The 20,828-nt window shown below is 65.8% G+C and carries 17 protein-coding genes; 6 read left to right on the top strand and 11 right to left on the bottom strand.

Features of this window, described 5'->3' with window-relative positions:
* Window positions 1–46 precede the first annotated feature (46 nt).
* The 7 genes from EFAMC1_RS01305 to dnaK form a co-directional block, all read right to left on the bottom strand.
* On the bottom strand, window positions 47–1,675 hold the full coding sequence (locus tag EFAMC1_RS01305) for a PASTA domain-containing protein (protein WP_187324482.1): 1,629 nt from the start codon (window positions 1,673–1,675) through the stop codon (window positions 47–49).
* Window positions 1,676–1,919: 244 nt separating this feature from the next.
* Entirely contained in the window at window positions 1,920–4,595 is a 2,676-nt protein-coding gene (gene clpB / locus EFAMC1_RS01310) for an ATP-dependent chaperone ClpB (protein WP_154052541.1), read from the bottom strand.
* A gap of 316 nt (window positions 4,596–4,911) precedes the next feature.
* Window positions 4,912–5,085 (bottom strand): hypothetical protein, encoded by a 174-nt coding sequence (locus EFAMC1_RS01315; RefSeq protein ID WP_187324483.1) that lies wholly within the window; start codon window positions 5,083–5,085, stop codon window positions 4,912–4,914.
* 522 nt (window positions 5,086–5,607) lie between these two features.
* Entirely contained in the window at window positions 5,608–6,048 is a 441-nt protein-coding gene (locus tag EFAMC1_RS01320) for a heat shock protein transcriptional repressor HspR (RefSeq protein ID WP_154052542.1), read from the bottom strand.
* 63 nt (window positions 6,049–6,111) lie between these two features.
* Entirely contained in the window at window positions 6,112–7,080 is a 969-nt protein-coding gene (locus EFAMC1_RS01325) for a DnaJ C-terminal domain-containing protein (protein WP_154052543.1), read from the bottom strand.
* Between the two features lie 147 nt (window positions 7,081–7,227).
* A complete protein-coding gene (gene grpE / locus EFAMC1_RS01330) occupies window positions 7,228–8,073 on the bottom strand; it encodes a nucleotide exchange factor GrpE (RefSeq protein ID WP_261981706.1) in 846 nt (281 codons plus the stop codon).
* 14 nt (window positions 8,074–8,087) lie between these two features.
* A complete protein-coding gene (gene dnaK, locus EFAMC1_RS01335) occupies window positions 8,088–10,028 on the bottom strand; it encodes a molecular chaperone DnaK (RefSeq protein ID WP_154052544.1) in 1,941 nt (646 codons plus the stop codon).
* A gap of 629 nt (window positions 10,029–10,657) precedes the next feature.
* Here dnaK and EFAMC1_RS01340 point away from each other — a divergent pair.
* The gene (locus tag EFAMC1_RS01340; RefSeq protein ID WP_154052545.1) at window positions 10,658–10,846 is read left to right on the top strand and encodes an ATP-binding protein; all 189 of its coding nucleotides are present in this window, start codon (window positions 10,658–10,660) and stop codon (window positions 10,844–10,846) included.
* 1,360 nt (window positions 10,847–12,206) lie between these two features.
* Here EFAMC1_RS01340 and dapD read toward each other — a convergent pair.
* The 4 genes from dapD to EFAMC1_RS01360 all read right to left on the bottom strand — a co-directional run bounded on the left by dapD (window position 12,207) and on the right by EFAMC1_RS01360 (window position 16,255).
* The gene (gene dapD, locus EFAMC1_RS01345; RefSeq protein WP_154052546.1) at window positions 12,207–12,926 is read right to left on the bottom strand and encodes a 2,3,4,5-tetrahydropyridine-2,6-dicarboxylate N-acetyltransferase; all 720 of its coding nucleotides are present in this window, start codon (window positions 12,924–12,926) and stop codon (window positions 12,207–12,209) included.
* 172 nt (window positions 12,927–13,098) lie between these two features.
* The gene (gene dapB / locus EFAMC1_RS01350) at window positions 13,099–13,896 is read right to left on the bottom strand and encodes a 4-hydroxy-tetrahydrodipicolinate reductase (RefSeq protein ID WP_261981707.1); all 798 of its coding nucleotides are present in this window, start codon (window positions 13,894–13,896) and stop codon (window positions 13,099–13,101) included.
* Entirely contained in the window at window positions 13,889–14,779 is an 891-nt protein-coding gene (gene dapA, locus EFAMC1_RS01355; RefSeq protein ID WP_154052547.1) for a 4-hydroxy-tetrahydrodipicolinate synthase, read from the bottom strand. Before dapA ends, dapB begins: the two co-directional genes overlap by 8 nt.
* Before the next feature lie 6 nt (window positions 14,780–14,785).
* Complete coding sequence (locus tag EFAMC1_RS01360) at window positions 14,786–16,255, bottom strand: diaminopimelate decarboxylase (protein ID WP_154052548.1); 1,470 nt, start codon at window positions 16,253–16,255, stop codon at window positions 14,786–14,788.
* Between the two features lie 437 nt (window positions 16,256–16,692).
* Here EFAMC1_RS01360 and EFAMC1_RS01365 point away from each other — a divergent pair, with 437 nt between their 5' ends.
* From EFAMC1_RS01365 to EFAMC1_RS01385, 5 genes are all read left to right on the top strand, one after another.
* Window positions 16,693–17,994 (top strand): M20/M25/M40 family metallo-hydrolase, encoded by a 1,302-nt coding sequence (locus EFAMC1_RS01365; protein WP_154052549.1) that lies wholly within the window; start codon window positions 16,693–16,695, stop codon window positions 17,992–17,994.
* A gap of 152 nt (window positions 17,995–18,146) precedes the next feature.
* The gene (gene yfcE / locus EFAMC1_RS01370; RefSeq protein ID WP_154052550.1) at window positions 18,147–18,758 is read left to right on the top strand and encodes a phosphodiesterase; all 612 of its coding nucleotides are present in this window, start codon (window positions 18,147–18,149) and stop codon (window positions 18,756–18,758) included.
* A 136-nt stretch (window positions 18,759–18,894) separates the two neighbouring features.
* Complete coding sequence (locus tag EFAMC1_RS01375; RefSeq protein ID WP_154052551.1) at window positions 18,895–19,509, top strand: hypothetical protein; 615 nt, start codon at window positions 18,895–18,897, stop codon at window positions 19,507–19,509.
* Between the two features lie 48 nt (window positions 19,510–19,557).
* Window positions 19,558–20,181, top strand: coding sequence for a hypothetical protein (locus tag EFAMC1_RS01380; protein WP_154052552.1), 624 nt, complete (start codon window positions 19,558–19,560; stop codon window positions 20,179–20,181).
* Between the two features lie 33 nt (window positions 20,182–20,214).
* Entirely contained in the window at window positions 20,215–20,439 is a 225-nt protein-coding gene (locus EFAMC1_RS01385; RefSeq protein WP_154052553.1) for a helix-turn-helix domain-containing protein, read from the top strand.
* Window positions 20,440–20,828 lie beyond the last annotated feature (389 nt).

Consider the following 20,828-nt stretch of genomic DNA (forward strand, 5'->3'; position numbering starts at 1 on the left):
CCTTCATCGCGCGCGCCCCTACCTGCCGCCTTGTCATCGCAATCCCCTACTCGAACGCCTGCTTGTATGCCAGGTACACGCCCAGTGACCCGCCGTAGCCCGACAGGTCCACCCCGTCGTAGAGCCCCTTGGGCGCACACGTCACCACGACGCCCCTGTCCTTGCGCGCAAGCACCGTCCAGACGTTGCCGCCGAGCTCGCCGTAGCCCATGATCATGTCCGGCGCCCCCGCCGTCTGGCGGCCCATCGCACGGGCCGTCTCGTCGCCCGTCAGCGTACCCTCCAGACCCGAGAGTCCGCAGCGTGAAGCCCACGTGTTGACCGTGGCCGAGTCGACCGCCTGCGAGTCGGACCCGCCGGCCGCCGGCTCGAAGCGCACGGCCGCGATGGGCACGCCCTGGGCCAGCACGTCCTTAGTCAGGATGCTGCCGAGAAACGACCCGTGCGACGCCGACAGCGGGTCGGGCGTGAAGGTGAGCGTGCCCACGCCCGACTTGGTCCAGCCCGTCTCGGCGTAAGACGTGCCCGCAAGCGAGCCCGCGCCGTCGGCTGTGGAGCCAAACGCGAACTTCCAGCCCCTCCAGGAGAGGTAGGACGAGACCTCGCGCGGCTGGGCAGCGAGGTAGTCGGGCAGGTAGGTCTCGTCGCGCGCGCCCGGGGCCGCCACGGTCACGGTCACCGTGGCCCCGGCGGAGGTGCGCTCGCCCGCCGCGGGCGAGGTGGAGAGCACCGTGAGCGCGCCGGCGTCGGACTCCCGCCACTCGATCCTCGACTCGAGCCCAGCCTTGGCGATGGCCGCCGTGGCCTCGTCCTGCGAGAGGCTCTTCACGTCGGGCACGGTGTAGGGCTGCGCTACCACGAGCGTCACCTCGGCGTCGACGGTCACGACGGTCCCCTCGCCGGGGTTCACGGAGAGCACGGTGCCCTCGGCCTCGTCGGAGTTCTGGTACTCGAGGCACAGGTTGGAGATGCCCGCATCACCTAGGGTCGACCGGGCATCATCAAGCGACAAGCCTTTGACCTCGGGAATCACACGTGGAATGCCCACGTGCACGATGATGGCGGAGCCCTTGTGCGCACGTGAGCCGGCGTCCGGGTCGGTGTCGAGCACCGTGCCCACGCCGTCGTCGGTTGGCGCATCGCGTTCCTCGACGGCAAAGCCCTGCGCCTCGAGGGCGAAGCGAGCCGCGTCGGGCACCTGGCCCGTGACGTCGGGGATGACGGGGCCGCCTTGAATCGCGTCCCAGTTGAGCGCGACGACGACGCAGGCCGCGACGACGACGCAGGCCGCGCCTACGATGAGCGCTAGGCGCCTGCAACCGAGCGGACTATGGGGAACAAGGCCGTTGAGCAGCGGTCTTATGGACGAAGGGGCCACGTTGGGCGTGGCATTGGGCGCAGGCGAGGCGCCCTCATCGGACGAGGACGCGGAATCCGAGGGAGGGTCGGCCTCCCGCGCACCATCCGGCTCGGCGGATTTGCGGCGCATGTCCGACGTGGGGCCCATCTCGACCTGCTCCGTGGGGTCGTCCGGGCGAGGACCGGGCTTGGGCATGGAGAGCGTGCTGGACTCGACGTGCTCCTCGCCGCCATCGGCCGGCCGTGACTCCGCCGGCTTGCCACCACCGGGCATGAGCTCGGTCTTGTCGCCGCTCTCTGGGGTCTTCTCACTCATGCTGGCTCCCATGGACACGCGGCCGCCGCCAAGGCGGGTGCCGCGCCGCCGTCAGAACAAAAAAGCGCCCGGGACCGGAAAGCCAGTCCCGGGCGCAATCATCGCACGTCAGCTCAGCGCACGCCACGTGCAGACGCTACGCTCGCGCTACCACAAGCGCCACGCGCGGAGCGCAACCCTCACGCCCACCGCGTGCCACGCGCCTCCGCAGCCCGTGCACCATCACGCGCAGGCGCAGCTCCCGCTACTCTATCGAGTCAGGCTCGAGCGGCGTATCGCCGCCGTCGCCCGCCTTGGCCGACGCGTTGCCAGCCGCAGCGCTCTTGGCCTCGTCGCGCTCCGCGAAGAAGCGGTTGGAGTCCGTGACGTCCACGCGCACCGTGTCGCCCTCGTGCAGCCTGCCCCCGATGATGAGGTTCGCCACATTGTCCACGACCTGGCGCTGGATGAGGCGCTTGAGCGGACGTGCGCCATAGACAGGGTCGAGGCCGTCGAGCGCCAGCGCCTGAACCGCGCCGGGCGTGAGCTCCAGCGAGATGCGCTCCTTGGCCAGGCGCTCGCGTACGCCCTTGAGCTGAATGTCCACAATCTCCTCGATGTCGTCGAGTCCCAGCGGATGGAACACCACGATGTCGTCGATACGGTTGAGGAACTCCGGCTTGAAGGTCTTGCGCAGAACGTCGTCGACCTGCTCCTGGACCTCCTCCGGGCTCTCGCCCTTCTGCTCGGCCTCGGCGATGACCTGCGAGCCCACGTTGGACGTCATGATGATAATCGTGTTCTTGAAGCTCACGACCCTGCCCTGGCCGTCCGTGAGGCGGCCGTCGTCGAGCACCTGGAGCAGGATGTTGAAGACATCTGGGTGAGCCTTCTCCATCTCGTCCATGAGAATGACGCTGTACGGACGACGACGCACGGCCTCGGTGAGCTGGCCGCCCTCGTCGTAGCCCACGTATCCAGGAGGTGCGCCGATGAGGCGCTGGACCGAGAACTTCTCCATGTACTCGGACATGTCGATACGCACCAGGGCGCGCTCGTCATCGAACAGGTAGTCTGCAAGCGCCTTGGCGAGCTCGGTCTTTCCCACGCCGGTGGGACCAAGGAAGAAGAAGCTGCCGATGGGGCGATTGGGGTCCGAGAGGCCGGCGCGGCTGCGGCGCACGGCGGCGGCCACGGCGTTCACGGCATCGTTCTGGCCCACGACGCGCTTGTGCAGCTCGGCCTCGAGGTTCTGGAGCTTCTCGATCTCACCCTGCATCATCTTGGAGACGGGCACGCCGGTCCAGTTGCTCACGACCTCGGCAATGTCCTCGCTGGTAACCTCCTCCTTGAGCAGGCCAGAATCCTCCTGCTTGGCGTTGAGGGCGGCTTCAGCCTGCTCGTACTGCCTCTGCAGGGTCGGAATCGTGGAGTAGCGCAGCTCGGAGGCACGGGCAAGGTCGCCGGCACGCGTGGCGCGCTCCTCCTCGCCCTTGGCGTCAGCAATCTGCTTCTTGAGATCCTGAACCTGGTCGATGGCATGCTTCTCGTTCTGCCACTTGGCCTTCATGCCATCAAGCTTCTCCTGCGTGGTGGCAATCTCCTTGCGCAGCCTCTCGAGGCGCTCCTTCGAGACGTCGTCCTCCTCCTTCTGGAGGGCCTGCTCCTCGATCTGCATCTGCGTGAGCTTGCGGTTCACGGCGTCGATGTCGGCGGGCATGCTGTCGAGCTCCATGCGCAGGCGGCTCGCGGCCTCATCCACGAGGTCGATGGCCTTGTCGGGCAGGAAGCGGTCGGCAATGTAGCGGTTGGAGAGGTCTGCGGCCGAGACCAGCGCGGCGTCGGCGATGCGCACGCCGTGGTGCTCCTCGTACTTCTCCTTGAGGCCGCGAAGGATGGAAATCGTGTCCTCGACGGAGGGCTCGGAGACCAGCACGGTCTGGAAACGACGGGCCAGCGCGGCGTCCTTCTCGATGTACTTGCGGTACTCGTCAAGCGTGGTGGCACCGATGGCGTGCAGCTCGCCACGGGCGAGGGCCGGCTTCAGGATGTTGCCGGCATCCATGGAGCCCTCGGTGGCACCCGCGCCCACGATGGTGTGCAGCTCATCGATGAACAGGATGATGCGGCCGTTGGACTTCTCGACCTCCTTGAGCACGCTCTTGAGACGGTCCTCAAACTCGCCACGGTACTTGGCACCGGCAACGAGCGAGCTCATGTCGAGCTCGACGAGCTCCTTGTCCTTGAGCGTGGAGGGCACGTCACCGGCGACGATGCGCTCGGCCAGGCCCTCGACAATAGCGGTCTTGCCCACGCCCGGCTCGCCGATGAGCACAGGGTTGTTCTTGGTGCGACGGCTCAGCACCTGAATGGTACGGCGAATCTCCTCGACACGGCCGATGACCGGATCGAGCTTGCCCTGGCGCGCGAGGTCGGTGACATTGCGGCCATAACGCTGCAGCGCCTCGAACTCGGGCTTGGAGTCCTGGCTGGTCACGTGCTCGTCGCCGCGCAGGTCCTTGTAGGCCTCCCGGATGCGCTTGGCCGTCACGCCGGCGTTCTGCAGGATGCGACCGGCGTCGGAGCGGTCGTCGGCGAGGGCGCACAGCAGGTGCTCGCTCGTGACGTAGGCGTCCTCCATCTTGCCGGCGAGCTTCTCGGCGGCGTCAACAACCTTCACGAAGTCGTTGGAGAGCCCAACCTGCTGTCCGGAGCCCGACACCTTGGGTTCGCGCGCAATCTGGGCGTTAACCTCGTTGGTTATGGTGGCGGGGTCTGCGCCCACGCGCTCAATGATGGAGCTCAGGTTGCGCTCGCCGGAGTCGAGCAGCGCCTTGAGCAGGTGCACCGGCTCCACCGAGCCCGCCTGCGCATCGGTTGCGATGCCAATGGCGGACTGCAGCGCCTCCTGGGCCGTGACGGCCATCTTGTTTAGGTTCATATAGGTCACCTCTTACGTTGCCTATCGGGGCCGGCAGTTGGTGGCGGGCCGCGTTGCCTTCTGCCGCGCTTGGTTCGTCGTTACTTGCGGCGACGCCCCGAACGCGACCCCTGGTCCCTTGGCCCGGCCTTCCGTCCGCCCCTCGGGCTTCTCGTCTCTTATCAAGGAACATTGTCCCCCTCCGGTATCGTCCCTATACACAAATCTAAGTCTTATTGCAATAGATTTTCTAAGGCGTGTGACATAGGGATAGGCATGCGGGACAGAGAACAGACTTGCCGGCTACCCAGGCTTACCAGCTACCCAAGCCTACCGACTACCCGCAGATCTCGAGGTACTCCTTGGCCGAGACCGCTCGAACGCGGCTTCTTCGGAAGGCGGCACCGTCGCGCGTCAGGATGAACGAGGCGTCGTTGAGCTCGGCGCAGGCGCGTATGAGCCCACCCTCGAAATCCGACTCGTCGGACTCGGCAGATTGACGTCGAAACACGCTACGGAAACCTTCCCCGCCGCAAACGTGGAATATGTGCCATTAACACGGTGGCCCCCTGGGGGTCAGAGAGTTGGCAAGAATGGGTCAACTTTCTGACTCCCAGGGGGCCAACGCACGGACACGCGATGGGAAGCGAGGCGCGAGCATCGGTCTCCGGGCGACGGGTGCCAGGGACACCAACCAGTCGCCGAGAGGTGGGGCTGCCCGCCGCGCCTTACGTTCCCCTTGCAGTACCAGAGATGTTTCGGTACCCTTCCAGCAGTGCCCCTCACCGAAAGGAGCAATCATGTATAACCTGATCCCAGTCGTCCTCGAAATAGGGTACCGCGTGACCGTCATCGTGCTGCTCGCCCTCATCCTCCGAAGGCTGGGCAAATAGCGGCAGTGCGCACGGCGTGGGAACCAAAGAGCGACAGGCCGAGTAACGACAGGGCGGCCGGCCACCCGCGTAGGTGACCGGCCGCCCACTCGCATCAAACGTTGTCAGGCGAGACGACAAGCACTCGTCGCACGCCCGCGCTACTCCCCCGCGGCCTCGTCGCCCACGTCGCCGCCGGCGAGCAGGCCGCGCATGACCTTCTCGGGCGTCATGCCCTCGTACTTGGCCAGCGACGTGATGCGCTCTCGGGTCTTGAACTCGCGCACCTGGTCCTCAAGCTCGCGGATGCGGCCGCGCATCTCGTCGATCTCGCGCTCCATCTCCTCTTCGTGCTCGCGCATGTCGAGAATGCGCACCACGCCGGCGAGGTTGATGCCCTCGTCGGTAAGGCGGCCGATAAGGGAGAGCCGGTCGATGTCGGTCTGCGAGTACAGGCGCGTGTTGCCGCGGCTGCGCCCCGGGTTCACGAGGCCCTTCTGCTCGTAGACGCGCAGGGTCTGCGGGTGCATCCCCGTAAGCTCGGCCGCGACGCTAATCATGTAGAGCGGCTTGTTGCGGCCCTCGGTATCCTTGTGCGCCATCGTGACTCTCCCTTACACGAAAAACAGCGATGCCGCCCCTCGCGACGGAGGGGCGGCTGCGCGCTATGCCTTGATGTAGCTCTCGACGCTGGAGCGGTAGTCGCGACCGTCGGCCTCGCGCAGGGACTCGATGGCCTCGCGCTCCTTGGCGGAAAGCCGCGTGGGCACCTTGGCCCTGACCGTGACGAGCAGGGCCCCGCGCGAACCCTTGCGCTTCACATTGGGTGCGCCCAGGTCGCGGAAGCGGAACGTCTTGCCGTCCTGCGTGCCCGCCGGCACGTGCAAGCGCACCGTGGCGCCACCCGGCGTGGGCACGTCGACCGAGGTGCCGAGGGCGAGCTCCCACACGCTCATCGGCAGGTCCATGCGCACGTCAGCGCCGTCGCGCTTGAACAGCGGATGCTCCCCGACCTGCGTGGTGATCACGAGGTCTCCGCGCTCGCCGCCGTTCTGGCCGTACTCGCCCTGGCCGCGATAGCGCAGCTTCATGCCGTCGTAGGCACCGGCCGGCACTGTGACCATGAGCTTGGCGCGCTCCTTGGTGGAGGGCACCATGAACGAAATCTCGCGGCTCGTGCCCTTGAAAGCCTCGTCGGCCGAGACCCTGATGGTGAGCGTGAGGTCTCCGCCGCGCATGGGCCTCCTGGCCTGCCTGGCCCCGGCCGCCCCGTTGAAAATCGACGAGAAGTCAAAGTCGCTGCCGAAGGCGCCGTCGCCGTTGCGCATGCTGTTGAATATGTCGGCCCAGTTGCCGCCACCCACGTTGGTGGTGTAGGTGGTGTAGCCGCGCCCGCCCGCGCCGCCGTACTCGGCGCCCGGGATGCCGCCAAACATCAGCATCTGGTCGTACTCGCGACGCTTCTTCTCGTTGGAGAGCGTCTCGTACGCCTCGCTGATCTCCTTGAACTTCTGCTCGTCCCCGCCGTTGTCGGGGTGGTACTTCACCGCGAGCTTGCGGAACGCCTTCTTGATGTCGTCCTGCGAGGCGTCTTTGCTGACGCCCAACACGTCGTAGAAGTTCTTCTGTGCCATGGCGAAGGGCACCCCCTCTCTATGTTCATATCAGGGCCCGGCTGGGAACCGCGCACGCCGGGCCGTCGCCATGCGCGGCCCGCCATGTGCCTGTCCCCAAACCGGGCCACGCGCGCGCCCGGGCCTCTCGACCCGGGCGCGCCTCCGTCACTTTTCCTTGTCCTCGACCGGGCGCTTGGCGCCGCCGTAGGCCACGGTGACCATGGCCGGGCGAACCACCTTGCCGCCGATTCGGTAGCCCTTCTGGTACACGTCGGCCACCGTCTCGTCGTAGACGTCCGGGTTCTCGACACGACCGACCGCCTGGTGGTCCTGCGGGTCAAAGGGCTGGCCCGCCGGGTCGATGACCTCGACACCCTGCTTCTCGAGCACCGAAACCACCTTGGTGTGCACCGCCGAGACGCCGTCGACCAGCTGCTTGGCAACGTCGTTGCCGTCCGAGACGGTCTTGGCGTGCTCAACCGCGCGCTCCAGGTCGTCGATGGCCGGAAGCAGATCCTTCACGAGGCCCTCGCAGGCGCGCTCGCGCTCGACCACGCGCTCGCGCTCGGTGCGGTTGCGGTAGTTGTCCCAGTCGGCCTGGAGACGGGCGAGGCGATCTGCGGAGGCAGCCGCCTCAGCCTTCGCGGCCTCGATGTCGTCCGAGACGCTCGCGAGCTTCTTGGCCAGCTCATCGCGCTCGGCGCGCAGGTCGTTGACTTCGGACTTGAAGTCCTCGTTGGCGGCGTCCTCGCCGGCCTTGATGGCGGCCTCCACGCGGGCGCGCTCCTCGGCGTCGGAATCGGCCTGGGCGTCCTTGGAGCCCTCGTCGTCGATGACCTCTGCCTTGACCTCGGCCGCCTCATCGGCGCCAGACTTGGAGGAAGCGTCCTGCTTGGGCGCGTCCTCGCCCTCAACCTCGATGTCTACCTTCACGTCGCCTCCCTCGGCCTCGTCGGCGGGAACCACGTCGGCCCTCGCGTTCCTCTCGTTCTCCTCAGAGCGAGCCATCATGACTCACCCCTTGCCTACTTGTTGTCCTTGTCGTCGTCGACGACCTCGTAGTCGGCGTCAACCACGTCGTCACCGCTGTTGGATGAGGAGCCGGCCTGCGCACCCGCGCCAGCCTGGCCAGCCGCGTCGGCGTTGCCCGCGGCGGCGTCCTGCTGGGCGCTCGAGTACACGACCTCGGCGAGCTTGTGGCCAACCTCCTGCAGCTTGTCGCCAGCAGCCTTGATGGCGTCGATGTCGGTGCCGTCGAGCGCCTTCTTGGCCTCGGCCACCGCATCCTCGGCCTGCTTCTTCATGTCGGCCGGAACCTTGTCGCCAAGCTCCTTCACGGTCTGCTCGGTGCTGTAGGCAAGCGAGTCGGTCTGGTTGCGGACCTCGATCTCGTCCTTGTGCTTCTTGTCCTCCTCGGCGTGGGACTCGGCGTCCTTCACCATGCGGTCGACCTCGTCGTCAGAAAGCGCCGTGGAGCCGGAGATGGTGATCTGCTGCTCCTTGCCGGTGCCCTTGTCCTTGGCGGTGACCTTCACGATGCCGTTGGCGTCGATGTCGAACGTGACCTCGATTTGAGGCACGCCACGGCGAGCGGCCGGGATGCCAGTGAGCTGGAACTTGCCGAGGCTCTTGTTGTCGGCGGCCATCTCACGCTCGCCCTGCAGGACGTTGATCTCGACGGACGTCTGGTTGTCGGCGGCCGTGGAGTAGATCTCGGTCTTTGAGGTCGGGATCGTGGTGTTGCGGTCGATCATCTTGGTCATGACGCCGCCCATGGTCTCGACGCCCAGGCTCAGCGGCGTGACGTCGAGCAGCAGGATGCCGGAGACATCGCCTGTGAGCACGCCGCCCTGGACGGCAGCGCCGTCAGCGACGACCTCGTCCGGGTTCACGGACATGTTGGGCTGCTTGCCGGTGATCTGCTTCACGAGCTCCTGGACGGCGGGCATACGCGTGGAGCCGCCGACGAGGATGACCTCCGAGACGTCGGAGATCTGCATGTTGGCATCGTGCAGGGCCTTGGTCACAGGCGCCTTGCAGCGGTCGAGCAGGTCACGCGTGATCTTCTCGAACTCGGCACGCGTGAGGTCGTAGTTGAGGTGCAGCGGGCCGCTCTGGTTCATCGTGATGAACGGGAGGTTGATCGTGGTCTGCTGGGCAGCGGAGAGCTCCTTCTTGGCGTTCTCGGCAGCCTCCTTGAGGCGCTGCAGGGCCATCGGGTCCTTGCGCAGGTCAACGCCGTTCTCGGCCTGGAACTTGTCGGCCATCCAGTCGATTACGCGCTGATCCCAGTCGTCGCCGCCCAGGTGGTTGTCACCGTTGGTGGCGAGAACCTCGAAGACACCGTCGGCGAGGTCGAGCAGCGACACGTCGAAGGTGCCGCCGCCGAGGTCGAACACGAGAACCTTCTGCTCGGAGCCCTTCTTGTCGAGGCCGTAGGCGAGCGCCGCGGCAGTGGGCTCGTTGACGATGCGCTTGACGTTGAGGCCAGCGATCTTGCCGGCGTCCTTGGTGGCCTGACGCTGGGAGTCGTTGAAGTAGGCAGGCACGGTGATGACCGCGTCGGTGACCTTCTCGCCGAGGTACTTCTCGGCGTCTGCCTTCATTTTGGAGAGGATCATGGCGCTGACCTGCTCGGGCGTGTAGTCCTGGCCGTCAATCTCGACGACGGCACGCCCGCCCTGGCCCTCCTTGACCGTGTACGGCACGGTCTTGAGCTCGGAGCCGACCTCGCTGTACTTGCGGCCCATGAAGCGCTTGATGGAGAACACGGTGTTCTTGGGGTTGGTCACGGCCTGGTTCTTGGCGGCCTTGCCGACGATGCGGTCGCCATCGGCACGGAAGCCGACGACGGACGGGGTGGTGCGGTCACCCTCTGCGTTGACAATGATGGTGGGCTTGCCTCCCTCGAGGACTGCCATTGCGGAGTTGGTGGTACCGAGGTCGATGCCGAGAATCTTGCTCATAAGTGGCACGTTCCTTTCTGTTCAGGCGCTCGGACGTTGCGTCCACGCGCTGCCTGGCCGGCCGGAGAGCCGCGATTGCGGTGACCGGCCTGCCCGCATCTGCGGGCTCGCTTTGTTACTGCTCACTATATATCCTCTGCGCGTCCTTCTTATACAAAATCTAAGTGGGATTGCGATAGATTTTTTGTTCTCCACAGTGTAGGGGTGGTTTTGGAGCCTCGCAGGCGCGGTGGGCGCGCTTTTTTCCACGGTATAGGGACGGATTTAGGGCTCCGCCGGCGCGCCGCGCGGGTTTTTATTTCGATGCCCCTCCGCGCGCCTCTCGGCACTCCCCGCAGGTTTTTATTTCTATGCCCCTCGGCGCCCCCCCCGCGCCCCTCTCGGCATTCCCCGCAGCCCGAGCGGAGGCGTTTCGCAAGGTAGGTAATTTCCTCCAAAGGCGAGGGATTTCGCGCCGGATTTCAGTCATTGAATATCCGTCAATGTAATTTTGCAAAGGGTGTTGCAAACCCCCCTTCGACTGCTATTCTGCAGTAAAGGGGCTGCTAGAAAGGTTACCAAGGCTTACTCAGAGGTTGCCAAGGCTTACTTCTCTGGCTGCGTTACACCAACGATGAAGGGAAGACATCATGGCCCATCCAGTTATTGATGCTGACGAGTGCATTGCCTGCGGCGTTTGCGTTGACACCTGCCCCGCGGGCGTTCTCGAGCTCGGCGACTCGCACGCTGAGGTCAAGGACGAGGACTCCTGCGTTGCCTGCGGTTCTTGCCAGGAGGCTTGCCCCGCCGGCGCCATCACCGAGATCGTCGAGGACTAGCTTCAAGGGGACGTCGGGTCGTCGCGTTGCGGCGCCCGACGCACAGGTCGGGTATCTGGGGAGGTGCCCGGCCAGCATATGCGCCACGGGGAGCCTTCGGGCTTGGCGCAGATGGGGCGGGCCTGCGGGCCCGCCTCTTTTTTTGGTTGGCCTGCGACGGGCTGGCTGGGGTTTATAGGACAGATTGTTTTCCCGCTCGAGGCCGTCGGCGCATGTCGGCAACCCCTTTTCGGGGCTTTGAATCCCCCTCCGCTTTTTAAGCACTCGGATGGAATGTGCGTCCGAGATGCCGGAGGGTCGAGGGCACGAAATCTGTGATTTGTCCTACCTGCGGGGAGCGCGCGATGGGGGCGGGGCGGCAGGCGGGGGCGGGAGGCGCCGCCCCCGCGGGGCGTCGAGGACCGCCTCCCGCGACGGAACGGCAGGTCGTGCGATCGTATAATTGGATTTCTGCCATGAAAACGCGGTTTGTGGGACACGGGTCCGTGCGGCCCGGGCTGCCGGGGGTGCGACGCCGGCGTCATCGTGCCGCCTGGGGCGCAGAGCGGGAGGTTCTTGGGGTGAGTGAGGCCCGTTTTGTCGCGTCGGGCGAATCGGGAGGCGGCGCAGGACGGGCGACGGAGCAGGACCTGTCCCACAAAACGCGATTTCGTGGCAGAAAACGGGAAATCCCATCGCAGGCCGCCGGGGCGCCCGAAGGCGGGTGCGAGTCCCGGGTCGACCTCCTCGGGGGCGTCACCGTGGCGGACGGCGGGCGGCGGTGCGTGCACGAGGGGCCGGGCGGAAGGAGCTCCGCCACGGGGATCCCCGCCCCTTCTGGCTTGGCTAGCTGGGCACACATTCTGTCCGATAAGCCGCAACTGTTGTCGGGAGTTGTCGGGAAGTCCTCCTTGCCGGAACCGCCGCGTCCGGACGCCCGCGATGCGTCGGTTTTTGGGTCGCTGGTCACGGAGGGCTATTTGCCGTGCCCTTTTCCCGCGCCGCCGCATCGATCGGCCGACGATCTCGGGCAGCGAGCGCCGAAAAGCGCACGCGGCGAACCGTTCGGGGCCCGGCAGACGGCCGCGAGGGCCCCGCGACCCCGCGACCGGGGCCCACAAGGCAGGGTAAATCGCCCCTCGTGACCACTCGGGCGAAAACCGAGCGATCGCTGAGCCTCGGGGCGTCGCGTCCGATCGCGAGGGCTGCTGGCGGCACAAAAGGGGACCGCCGACCTGCGCCGAGCGGGACACACATTCTGTCCTTTAAACCAAACGAAGCCGCGGGGAAGAGCCATGCAGCCCCTCCCCACGGCTTATTAGCGCGATTCGATTGGCGATTACGATTGGCGCTCGCACGACGCAGTCGCGAATGCGTGGCCCTACAGGTTGCGCAGCGCGTCGACGAGGGAGACCTTGCCTTCGGCGACCTCGCTGGCCTGCTTGATGACCTTGGCGGGTACGCCGGCCACAACGGCGCCGGCGGGCACGTCCTCGACGCAGACGGCACCGGCGGCGACCACGGCGCCCTTGCCCACGCGAACGCCCTCGAGCACAACGGCGTTGGCGCCGATCAGCACGTCGTCCTCGATGACCACGGGCGTGGCGCTGGCGGGCTCGACCACGCCGGCAAGCACGGTACCCGCGCCGATATGGCAGTGCTTGCCCACGGTGGCACGTCCGCCCAGCACGGCGCCCATGTCGATCATCGTGCCCTCGCCGATGACGGAGCCGATGTTGATGACCGCGCCCATCATGATGACTGCGTTGTCGCCGATCTCGACCTTGTCGCGGATGATGGCGCCCGGCTCGATGCGAGCGTGAACGCCCTTGACGTCTAGCAGGGGCACGCCGGAGTTGCGCGCGTCGACGGGCTGCACGCCCTCGACCACGTAGCCCTCGACGTCGCCGGCCTCCTTGGCCGAGTAGAGCAGGCTCTCAAGCTCGCTCCAGTCGCCAAAGACGATGCGACCGGCCGGCTCGCCGAAGACCTGAGCGTCGCCGTAGTCGAGGTCGGCGCCGGCACGCTCGCGAACGTGTACCTTGACCGGCGTCTTCTTGGGCGCCGTCGCAATGAAGTTGATGATTTCCTGTGCGTCCATCCCTATTCCCTTCTGCGCGCCACTCGGGCGCAACGTAGCTTGCGGATCGTACGGACCGCGCCACGCGGGCGCGGTGTAGTCGGTGGGTCGTGCGGGCAAGGCTTGACGCGGGCAGTGCGGGCAAGGTCTGACACGTGCGACAACACGGCGACCCGGCCGACACATGTATCCCTTATGCCCCGAACATGACCTCGTCGAACTCGTACCAGCCCGCGGGCCTCCCGGCCATGCGGCGCACGGCGGCCAGCGCCCCGTTCACGAAGATCTGCCGGCTCGTGGCGCGGTGCGTGAGCGAGACCTCCTCGTCCGGGCCAAAGAACGACACCGTGTGCACGCCGGCGATGGTGCCGCCGCGAAGCGAGTGTATGCCCACCTCGCGCGGGTCGCGGGCGCCCACCATGCCGTGGCGGCCAAAGACCGGGTGATACTCGCCGCGACCCGCCGCCTCCTCAGCGCCGGCCACGGCGTCGAGCAGCATGTTTGCCGTGCCACTGGGGGCGTCGACCTTCTGGTTGTGGTGCGTCTCGACGATCTCGACGTCGAAGCCGACCAGCTCGCGCGCGGCCAGCGCGGTGGCGTGGCGCAGCACGGCCACGCCCAGCGAGTAGTTGCCCGAGTGCAGCACGGCGGCCACATCGGCCAGCGAGCGGAGCTCGGCGGTCTGGGCGTCGTCGTAGCCCGTGGTGCCCGAGACGAGCGCCGCGCCCGTGCGCCGCACGTAGGACGCGACCGCCGGCAGCGTCGCCACGTTGGAGAAGTCCACGAGCACGTCGGCCGCGGGAGCCGAGTCTGCGGCGGAGAGGTCGAAGCCGATCTGCGCTATGACCTCGAAGACCGGCGCGCCCGCCTCGTCGCGGGCGGCCTCGGCCGTGGAGCGGATGAGCGAGCCCATGCGGCCCTCGCCCATGATTGCCATCTTGATGGGTGCAGCCGTGGCGCCCGCCGCAGCCACCCTCTCCTCGCTAGCCAAGAATCCTAGCCCCCTTCATCGCGTCGAGCAGGGCGGCCTTGGGCGCCTCGCTCATCGGGTACAGCGGCAGGCGGTAGTTGGCCTCGATGAGGCCCATCTGCGCCAGCGCCTCCTTGACCGGGATCGGGTTCACCTCTCCGAACAGCGCCTTTATAAGCGGCTGGCCAATAACCTGCAGCTCCCGGGCGCGCGCGACGTCGCCGTCCAGGTACGCGCGGCACATCTCGTGCACGAGGGCCGGCTGCACGTCGGCCCACACGCTGATCGTGCCCGAGGCGCCCAGGCTCATGAGCGGCACCGTGAGCGCGTCCTCGCCCGAGTACATGCGGAAGTCGTCGGACAGGCAATGCGCGATACTCGCAGCGTAGGCCACACTTCCGCTTGCCTCCTTGATGCCCATGATGTTGGGGTGGGCGGCCAGGCGCTCCACGTTGGCCGCGCTGATGCTGCAGCCGGTGCGCCCGGGGATGTTGTAGATGATGCAGGGGATGTCCACCGCGCCGGCCGTGTGGGCGAGGTGCTGGTAGATGCCCTCCTCGTTGGACTTGTTGTAGTACGGCGAGATGATGAGCAGGGCATCGGCGCCCAGCTTCTGGTACGTGAGGCTCTTGCGCGTCTGTGTGGTCGTGCAGTTGGAGCCCGAGCCGGCGATGACCGGCACGCGCCCGGCCACGTGCTCCACGACGAACTTGACGACCTCGTTGTCCTCCTCGTCGGTCATCGTGGCCGACTCGCCGGTGGTGCCCAGCGTGAGGATGGCGTCGGTGCCGTTCTCGATCTGGAACTCGAGCAGCCTCTCGAGCTGGGCAAAGTTGACGGAACCGTCCTCGTCGAATGGCGTGACGAGCGCGACGATGGAACCCTCGAGCTTGCGGACGTCCATGGTTTCCTACCTTTCGGATCCGTCCGGGCGCGGGGCATCCGCGCCGGCGGCAGAGTCGGTTCGAGCGATGTAGTCAGAGACGGAGCGAACGGCGAGCCGCTCGCCGACCGGGAAGCAGTCAAAGGTGGCAAAGTAGTCGCGCGGCTCCTCGGCGCGGCGGATGAGCTGGCCCGATCCGTCCGGACGCATCAGCACCTCGGCACTCTTGAGCCGGCCGTTGTAGTTGTAGCCCATCGAGAACCCGTGCGCGCCGGTGTCGTGGATGACGAGCAGGTCGCCCTCCTCCACCTGGGGCAGGCGCCGGTCGATGGCGAACTTGTCGTTGTTCTCGCACAGCGACCCCACCACGTCGTAGGTGTGGTCGGCGGCGGCGCGGGTCTTGTCGTGGCCACCCGGCTGGCCCACCACGCTCACGTGGTGGTAGGCGCCGTACATAGCCGGACGCATGAGGTTCACGGCACAGGCGTCCACGCCCACGTACTCCTTGTAGATGTGCTTGTGATGGACGGCGCGCGTGACGAGGCAGCCGTAGGGCGCCAGCATGAAGCGGCCCATCTCGGTGAAGACCGCCACGTCGCCCATACCCGCCGGGACGAGGATGCGCTCGTACTCGCGGCGCACGCCCTCGCCGATGGCGCGGATGTCGTTGGGCGTCTGGCCGGGCAGGTAGGGCACGCCCACGCCACCCGACAGGTTCACGAAGCCCACGTGCGCGCCCGTCTCGCGCTGGAGGCGCACTGCCAGCTCGAAGAGGATGCCCGCGAGCTTGGGGTAGTACTCGTTGGTCACCGTGTTGCTCGCGAGGAACGCGTGGATGCCAAAGGTGCGGACGCCGCGGGCCTTGAGCTCGCGAAACACCTCGAAGAGCTGCTCGGTGGTCATGCCGTACTTGGAGTCGCCGGGGTTGTCCATGATGCCGTTGGACAGCTGGAAGAGCCCGCCGGGGTTGAAGCGGCAGCTGATCGTCTCGGGGATGTGGCCGATGGTGCGCTCGAGGAAGTCGACGTGCGAGATGTCGTCGAGGTTGATGATGGCGCCCAGCCGGTCGGCCAGTACGAAGTCCTCGGCCGGTGTGTCGTTGCTCGAGAACATGATGTTGTGGCCTGAGATGCCGCAGGCATCGGCCAGCATGAGCTCGCAGGAGCTCGCGCAGTCGCAGCCGCATCCCTCCTCGCGGAGAATGTCGAGGATGAAGGGGTTGGGCGTGGCCTTCACGGCGAAGTACTCGCGGTAGCCCGGGTTCCACGAGAAGGCCTCGCGCACGGCGCGCGCGTTGGCGCGGATGCCGGCCTCGTCGTAGAGGTGGAAGGGCGTGGGGAACTTCTCGGCCAGCGCCTCGAGCGTGGGCTTGTCCGCGAAGGGCGTCTTGAGGTCGTAGCCGGCGTTGGGCAGATGCTCGAGGTCGGCGACGGTGTTGACAGTGGTTGGCGGGGTTGCCGGCCCGCTTGCGGTCAGGTGTTGGTGCGGTGCGCTCATGCGGCTCCCATCGATAGCGCTCCTGCAGGATACGGCGGGCGAGAGCCGAGCGGCCGGGGCCGGGCGGCGGGCGCCCGCTGCAGACAGTCCCGCGGGTATCCCCCGAGGGCCCACCCGGTTTCGCCGCGCCCGACGACCGGGTTCGGCGGGATTGCCTCCGCGTGGGGTCCAAGCCCGCCGGCTCGCCCGCGCATCCTCGCTCCCGCGCCTCTATCAGTGGGGCTACCCTAGCACAACGTGCGGCCCGCTCGGCTCTAGCCGCCCAAACCTTCTTCTTCGGTGCATTTTGTCCCCAAACGTTGTCCCGCGTGGTCTTTCGCCCCACAATCTGGGCAAAGAGACAGCGAACCTGACCGCCCCCGCCCGCCGGCACTCCGCCCAGCCGGGCAAAGCCCGCGCCCCCGTGCCGGCGGCGCGAACCATCGCAAGGAGGCCCCATGAATGACCTGGAGCGCATCACCACGTTTCGCCAGGACCTGCACCGCATCCCGGAGCTGTCGTTTGACCTGCCGGAGACCATCGCGTACGTGCGCAGCGTCCTCGAGCCGCTGAGCTGCGAGGTCACGAGCCCGTGCGAGTCGTGCGTCTGTGCGTTCTTCGACGTCGACGCCGCGTGCGGCCGGCCCAGCCTGACGACTCCCACCACCGCCATCCGCGCCGACATGGACGCCCTGCCCATCGTCGAGCAGAGCGGCGCCGAGTTCTGCTCGACCAAGCCGGGCCACATGCACGCCTGCGGCCACGACGGCCACATGGCCATGGCGCTTGCCGCCGCGTGCTGGGTGGACGAGACGCTCGCGCAGGTCCATGCGCAGGATGCCGGCGCGGACGCCGGAGCCGCGGATGCCGCCGCCGCGGATTCCGCCGCCGCGGGCTGCCCCCTGCCGCGCAACGTGCTGTTCGTGTTCCAGCCGGCCGAGGAGACCACCGGCGGCGCCAAGAACGTGTGCGAGTCGGGCGTGTTCGAGCGCTACGGCGCCGACCGCATCTTTGGCTTCCACGTGTGGCCCGACCTGCCCGCCGGCGTCGTGGCGACGCGCCCCGGCCCGCTGCTGGCGCGCGCGAGCGAGACCACGCTCGCCATCCACGGCACCTCGAGCCACATCGCCAAGAGCACCGAGGGCCACGATGCCCTGCTCGCCGGTGCGCACTTCCTCACCGAGGTTGAGGACCTCATGCAGCTCCTCGGCGAGACCGAGCCTTGCCTACTCAAGTTTGGCCACATGACGAGTGGCACGGTGCGCAACGCCATCAGCGCCGAGAGCGTCATCGAGGGCAGTCTGCGCGTGTTCTCCGACGAGATGTTCGATCGGGCACGCGAGGGCGTGAAGGCGTGCGCCCAGGAGACGTGCGCGCGGTACGGCTGTACCTATGACCTGCACTTTTCCGAGGGCTACCCGCCCGTCGTCAACGACCGCAAGCTCTACGCGCTGGCGCAGGCCGCGCTGGGCGAGATAAACGCGGGCGCCGAGGAGCGCGCGCGGGGCATCGGCGGCGCCTCGATTGGGGAGGACGTCGCCGCCGGCTACGTCAAGATGCACGGCAACGGACTCGCTACCATCCCCACGCCGCTGCTCATCGCGGAGGACTTCGCGTTCTACCAGCGCCATCTGCCCGGCGTCTTCTTTCTGCTCGGAACGGGAACGGGGATTCCGCTGCACTCGGACACCTTCCGGATGAGCGAGCAGATCCTGCTGCGCGGGCTCGCCACGTACCGGGCGCTGCTGCAGACGGCGTAGGGACGGGGCTCGCGGTCGGTGCTCCCTGCAGAGCGGAATCGCAGACAAGTGCTCCCCGCCGCCGCTTCCCGCATGACTATCATAGAGTTTGCGTAGGCTGATTCACGGCCGCGGGACTCGTGCCCCTCGGCCGCCCGATACGGAGGTTCCACATGAAGCTCCTCATCGCATCCGACATCCACGGCTCGGCCACCTGGTGCGCACGCCTCATGGACGCGCTCGACCGCGAACAGCCCGACCGCGTGCTGCTGCTCGGCGACCTGCTCTACCACGGGCCGCGCAACGACCTGCCCGAGGGCTACGCGCCCAAGGAGGTCATCGCGATGCTGAACCCGCTCGCGCCGCAGGTCATCGCCGTGCGCGGCAACTGCGAGGCCGAGGTTGACCAGATGGTCCTCGACTTTCCCTGCATGGCCGACTACACCGTGGTCTTCGACCCGGACGCCACGCTTGCGCCCGACGGCAGCGCCCCCACGCTCGCCGCGAAGGCCGCGCACGTCGCGCCCAGCCGCGAGCTGTTCCTCACGCACGGCCACGTCTACGGCGCCGGGTTCCACAACAGCGTCGACCACCTGCCCGAGCTGCCCGCCGGCTCCATCCTCATGTACGGCCACACGCACAAGAAGGTGAGCGAGCCGGCGCCCACGCATCCGGGCGTCTGGGCGTTCAACCCCGGCAGCGTCTCGATTCCCAAGGACGGAACCCACAGCTACGGCGTCTACGAGAACGGCGCCGTCCGCTTCGTGGAGCTAGCGGCGGAGTAGTAACCACTCACACCCAATTATCTACCTTTCGCCCCATGTGTATCGTTTTTCGATACACATGGGGCGATTTGAATTTACATTACTCGTGGGATCCCAACATGCCAACGCTTTGCAGCCCATAAGGAGATGGATAATCATGAACGCACTCAAACGTTTTGCAGTCGGCCTCCTCGCGGCTTCAGTTTTGGCTAATCCGGCACTCTCTTTTGCAACTCCGGCAATAGCCCATGAAACACCCTCTATCCAAGGGTCAGTGATGGGTAGAGGGGACATTCAATCAAAGATAAATGAAATATGCAGAAAGTATGACCTTTATGAACCCATGAGTCCAGAAGATGCCGAGTTCATTAAGACATACGCTAATCCTATGAATGCGAAAACGTCAAGAGGCAGCAAGGCATTTAACTGGTCAAACAGCGGAGGTGGAACAAGGGTCACTGCCAATGGAAATGTCTACCATAATGGGTCGTTCAACTATACATGGGGCATGAATATGACAGTGAGGACTGTCAACGGAGCAACCCCACAAAAAATGGTCGCATCTGTTACATGCACTTCATTCGGACCATTTGGCAGCGGCGGCTACGGAAAGATATATGAGAGGACCCTCCGAAAAGTTGTAAACAACACGAGGACGTTTACCTACTCTCCTGCCGCAAGCTATAGCGGCGTTGGGGTCGCCTATACAGTAAATGCCCAAGTAGACGTAACTGTTAACGGTAACCACTCATTTACGGTAACGGGCGACTGACCTCCTTACCTTCGTACAACAAGACCAACCTCAATGGAAGTGAGAATCATGGGCGCAAGGGTCGGCCTCAGACCAGACAAATGGGACAAAAACTGCAATGGCTCTGACGAAATGACCCCTGCGCCCGTAGTCCTAAAGCTTGCAAGCGTCTTAACAGCGCTATTTCGTTTTCTCGCCCTGGCATCGCTCGGAGCGTTTGTCATCACCCTGGTTCAGGCCGTCGATGGTAAGACGAGTCCGTTCAACTGCATTCTTTTCGTGCAATACTTCGCTGAATCGTCCGTCTGGTATTTGATGCTATCTCAGGCAAAGGCAGCAATTCGAGTAGCATTCAACGACGGAACTCCGTTCTCAGCCACGATTCCCCTCCGCATAAAACGGATGGCGATCCTTCTCATCGTCCTCGTAATTCTTGGCATGCTGTTCTCTCTCGCCGCCTCTTGGCTGGCCTACGACGCACCGCCCTCCATTGGGGGAATCTCGATGGGGTATTCTGGATTTCCGGCACCTGAGACATGGGGGGCCATTGCCGAACACGCGAGCTCTGTTCCCATCCGTCAAACCATGTCCATCCCTCTGGGCTCGCTGTTACTTCCAATCGTCTTGCTGCTCATATCAATTGCAATGGAGTATGGTTGTCACCTGCAGAAAGAACACAACGAGACAATCTAGGACTTCGCTTCGAATCAATCGGGACGCTTAGCGATGGCGATCATCCTTCATCTTGACGACATTGCCCAAAGAAGGGGCTACACAGTGCAGGAAATGGCTGATGCCGTCGGCATTTCTCGTGTAAACATGTCACACATCAAAAACGGGTCCGTCAAGGCTATTCGATTCTCAACGCTGGAGAACCTTTGCAAGTTCCTTGGCTGTCAGCCAGGCGACCTTATTGAATATGTGCCGGATAATCTGGACTCAATTCGCTGATCCAGGCTCTTGACGGCAGGCAGAGCACCCCATGGACATCACTCCCGAGCTCTGACAACCCAAAGTGTGCATCCCAAGGGTGTTGTGTGCCAACAGGTTGTTTCCATCGGGGAAGTGACAAATAGGGAGGATTCCGCGAAGCCGTGGGTTGCCTCGGTCCACAGTGACGAGAGGGGCCCTCCCATGTCCCAGCATCCTAACGCAAGGCTCACGCCCAAGGGGGCGGGAGCGCATGGTCGCCCGCATGCGCGGGGGCGAGCGGGTCGGCGACGTGGACCGCCAGATGGGTGCGGGCCGCCAGACCGCGAGCAAGCGGGCCGCCCGCGCCCGGCGCGGCGAGCCAATGACGGACCGCGCGAGCGGCCCGGCGAGCCCCCCCCCCCCCCCCC

It is taken from the genome of Olsenella uli (assembly GCF_901212675.1).
GTDB classification, from domain to species: domain Bacteria; phylum Actinomycetota; class Coriobacteriia; order Coriobacteriales; family Atopobiaceae; genus Parolsenella; species Parolsenella uli_B.

Excerpts from the sequence above, each read along its gene's own strand:
- EFAMC1_RS01305 (WP_187324482.1), bottom strand. The coding sequence starts at position 1,675 with ATGAGTGAGAAGACCCCAGAGAGCGGCGACAAGACCGAGCTCATGCCC.
- clpB (WP_154052541.1), bottom strand. The coding sequence starts at position 4,595 with ATGAACCTAAACAAGATGGCCGTCACGGCCCAGGAGGCGCTGCAGTCC.
- EFAMC1_RS01320 (WP_154052542.1), bottom strand. The coding sequence starts at position 6,048 with ATGGCGCACAAGGATACCGAGGGCCGCAACAAGCCGCTCTACATGATT.
- EFAMC1_RS01325 (WP_154052543.1), bottom strand. The coding sequence starts at position 7,080 with ATGGCACAGAAGAACTTCTACGACGTGTTGGGCGTCAGCAAAGACGCC.
- grpE (WP_261981706.1), bottom strand. The coding sequence starts at position 8,073 with ATGATGGCTCGCTCTGAGGAGAACGAGAGGAACGCGAGGGCCGACGTG.
- dnaK (WP_154052544.1), bottom strand. The coding sequence starts at position 10,028 with ATGAGCAAGATTCTCGGCATCGACCTCGGTACCACCAACTCCGCAATG.
- EFAMC1_RS01340 (WP_154052545.1), top strand. The coding sequence starts at position 10,658 with ATGGCCCATCCAGTTATTGATGCTGACGAGTGCATTGCCTGCGGCGTT.
- dapD (WP_154052546.1), bottom strand. The coding sequence starts at position 12,926 with ATGGACGCACAGGAAATCATCAACTTCATTGCGACGGCGCCCAAGAAG.
- dapA (WP_154052547.1), bottom strand. The coding sequence starts at position 14,779 with ATGGACGTCCGCAAGCTCGAGGGTTCCATCGTCGCGCTCGTCACGCCA.
- EFAMC1_RS01360 (WP_154052548.1), bottom strand. The coding sequence starts at position 16,255 with ATGAGCGCACCGCACCAACACCTGACCGCAAGCGGGCCGGCAACCCCG.
- EFAMC1_RS01365 (WP_154052549.1), top strand. The coding sequence starts at position 16,693 with ATGAATGACCTGGAGCGCATCACCACGTTTCGCCAGGACCTGCACCGC.
- yfcE (WP_154052550.1), top strand. The coding sequence starts at position 18,147 with ATGAAGCTCCTCATCGCATCCGACATCCACGGCTCGGCCACCTGGTGC.
- EFAMC1_RS01375 (WP_154052551.1), top strand. The coding sequence starts at position 18,895 with ATGAACGCACTCAAACGTTTTGCAGTCGGCCTCCTCGCGGCTTCAGTT.
- EFAMC1_RS01380 (WP_154052552.1), top strand. The coding sequence starts at position 19,558 with ATGGGCGCAAGGGTCGGCCTCAGACCAGACAAATGGGACAAAAACTGC.
- EFAMC1_RS01385 (WP_154052553.1), top strand. The coding sequence starts at position 20,215 with ATGGCGATCATCCTTCATCTTGACGACATTGCCCAAAGAAGGGGCTAC.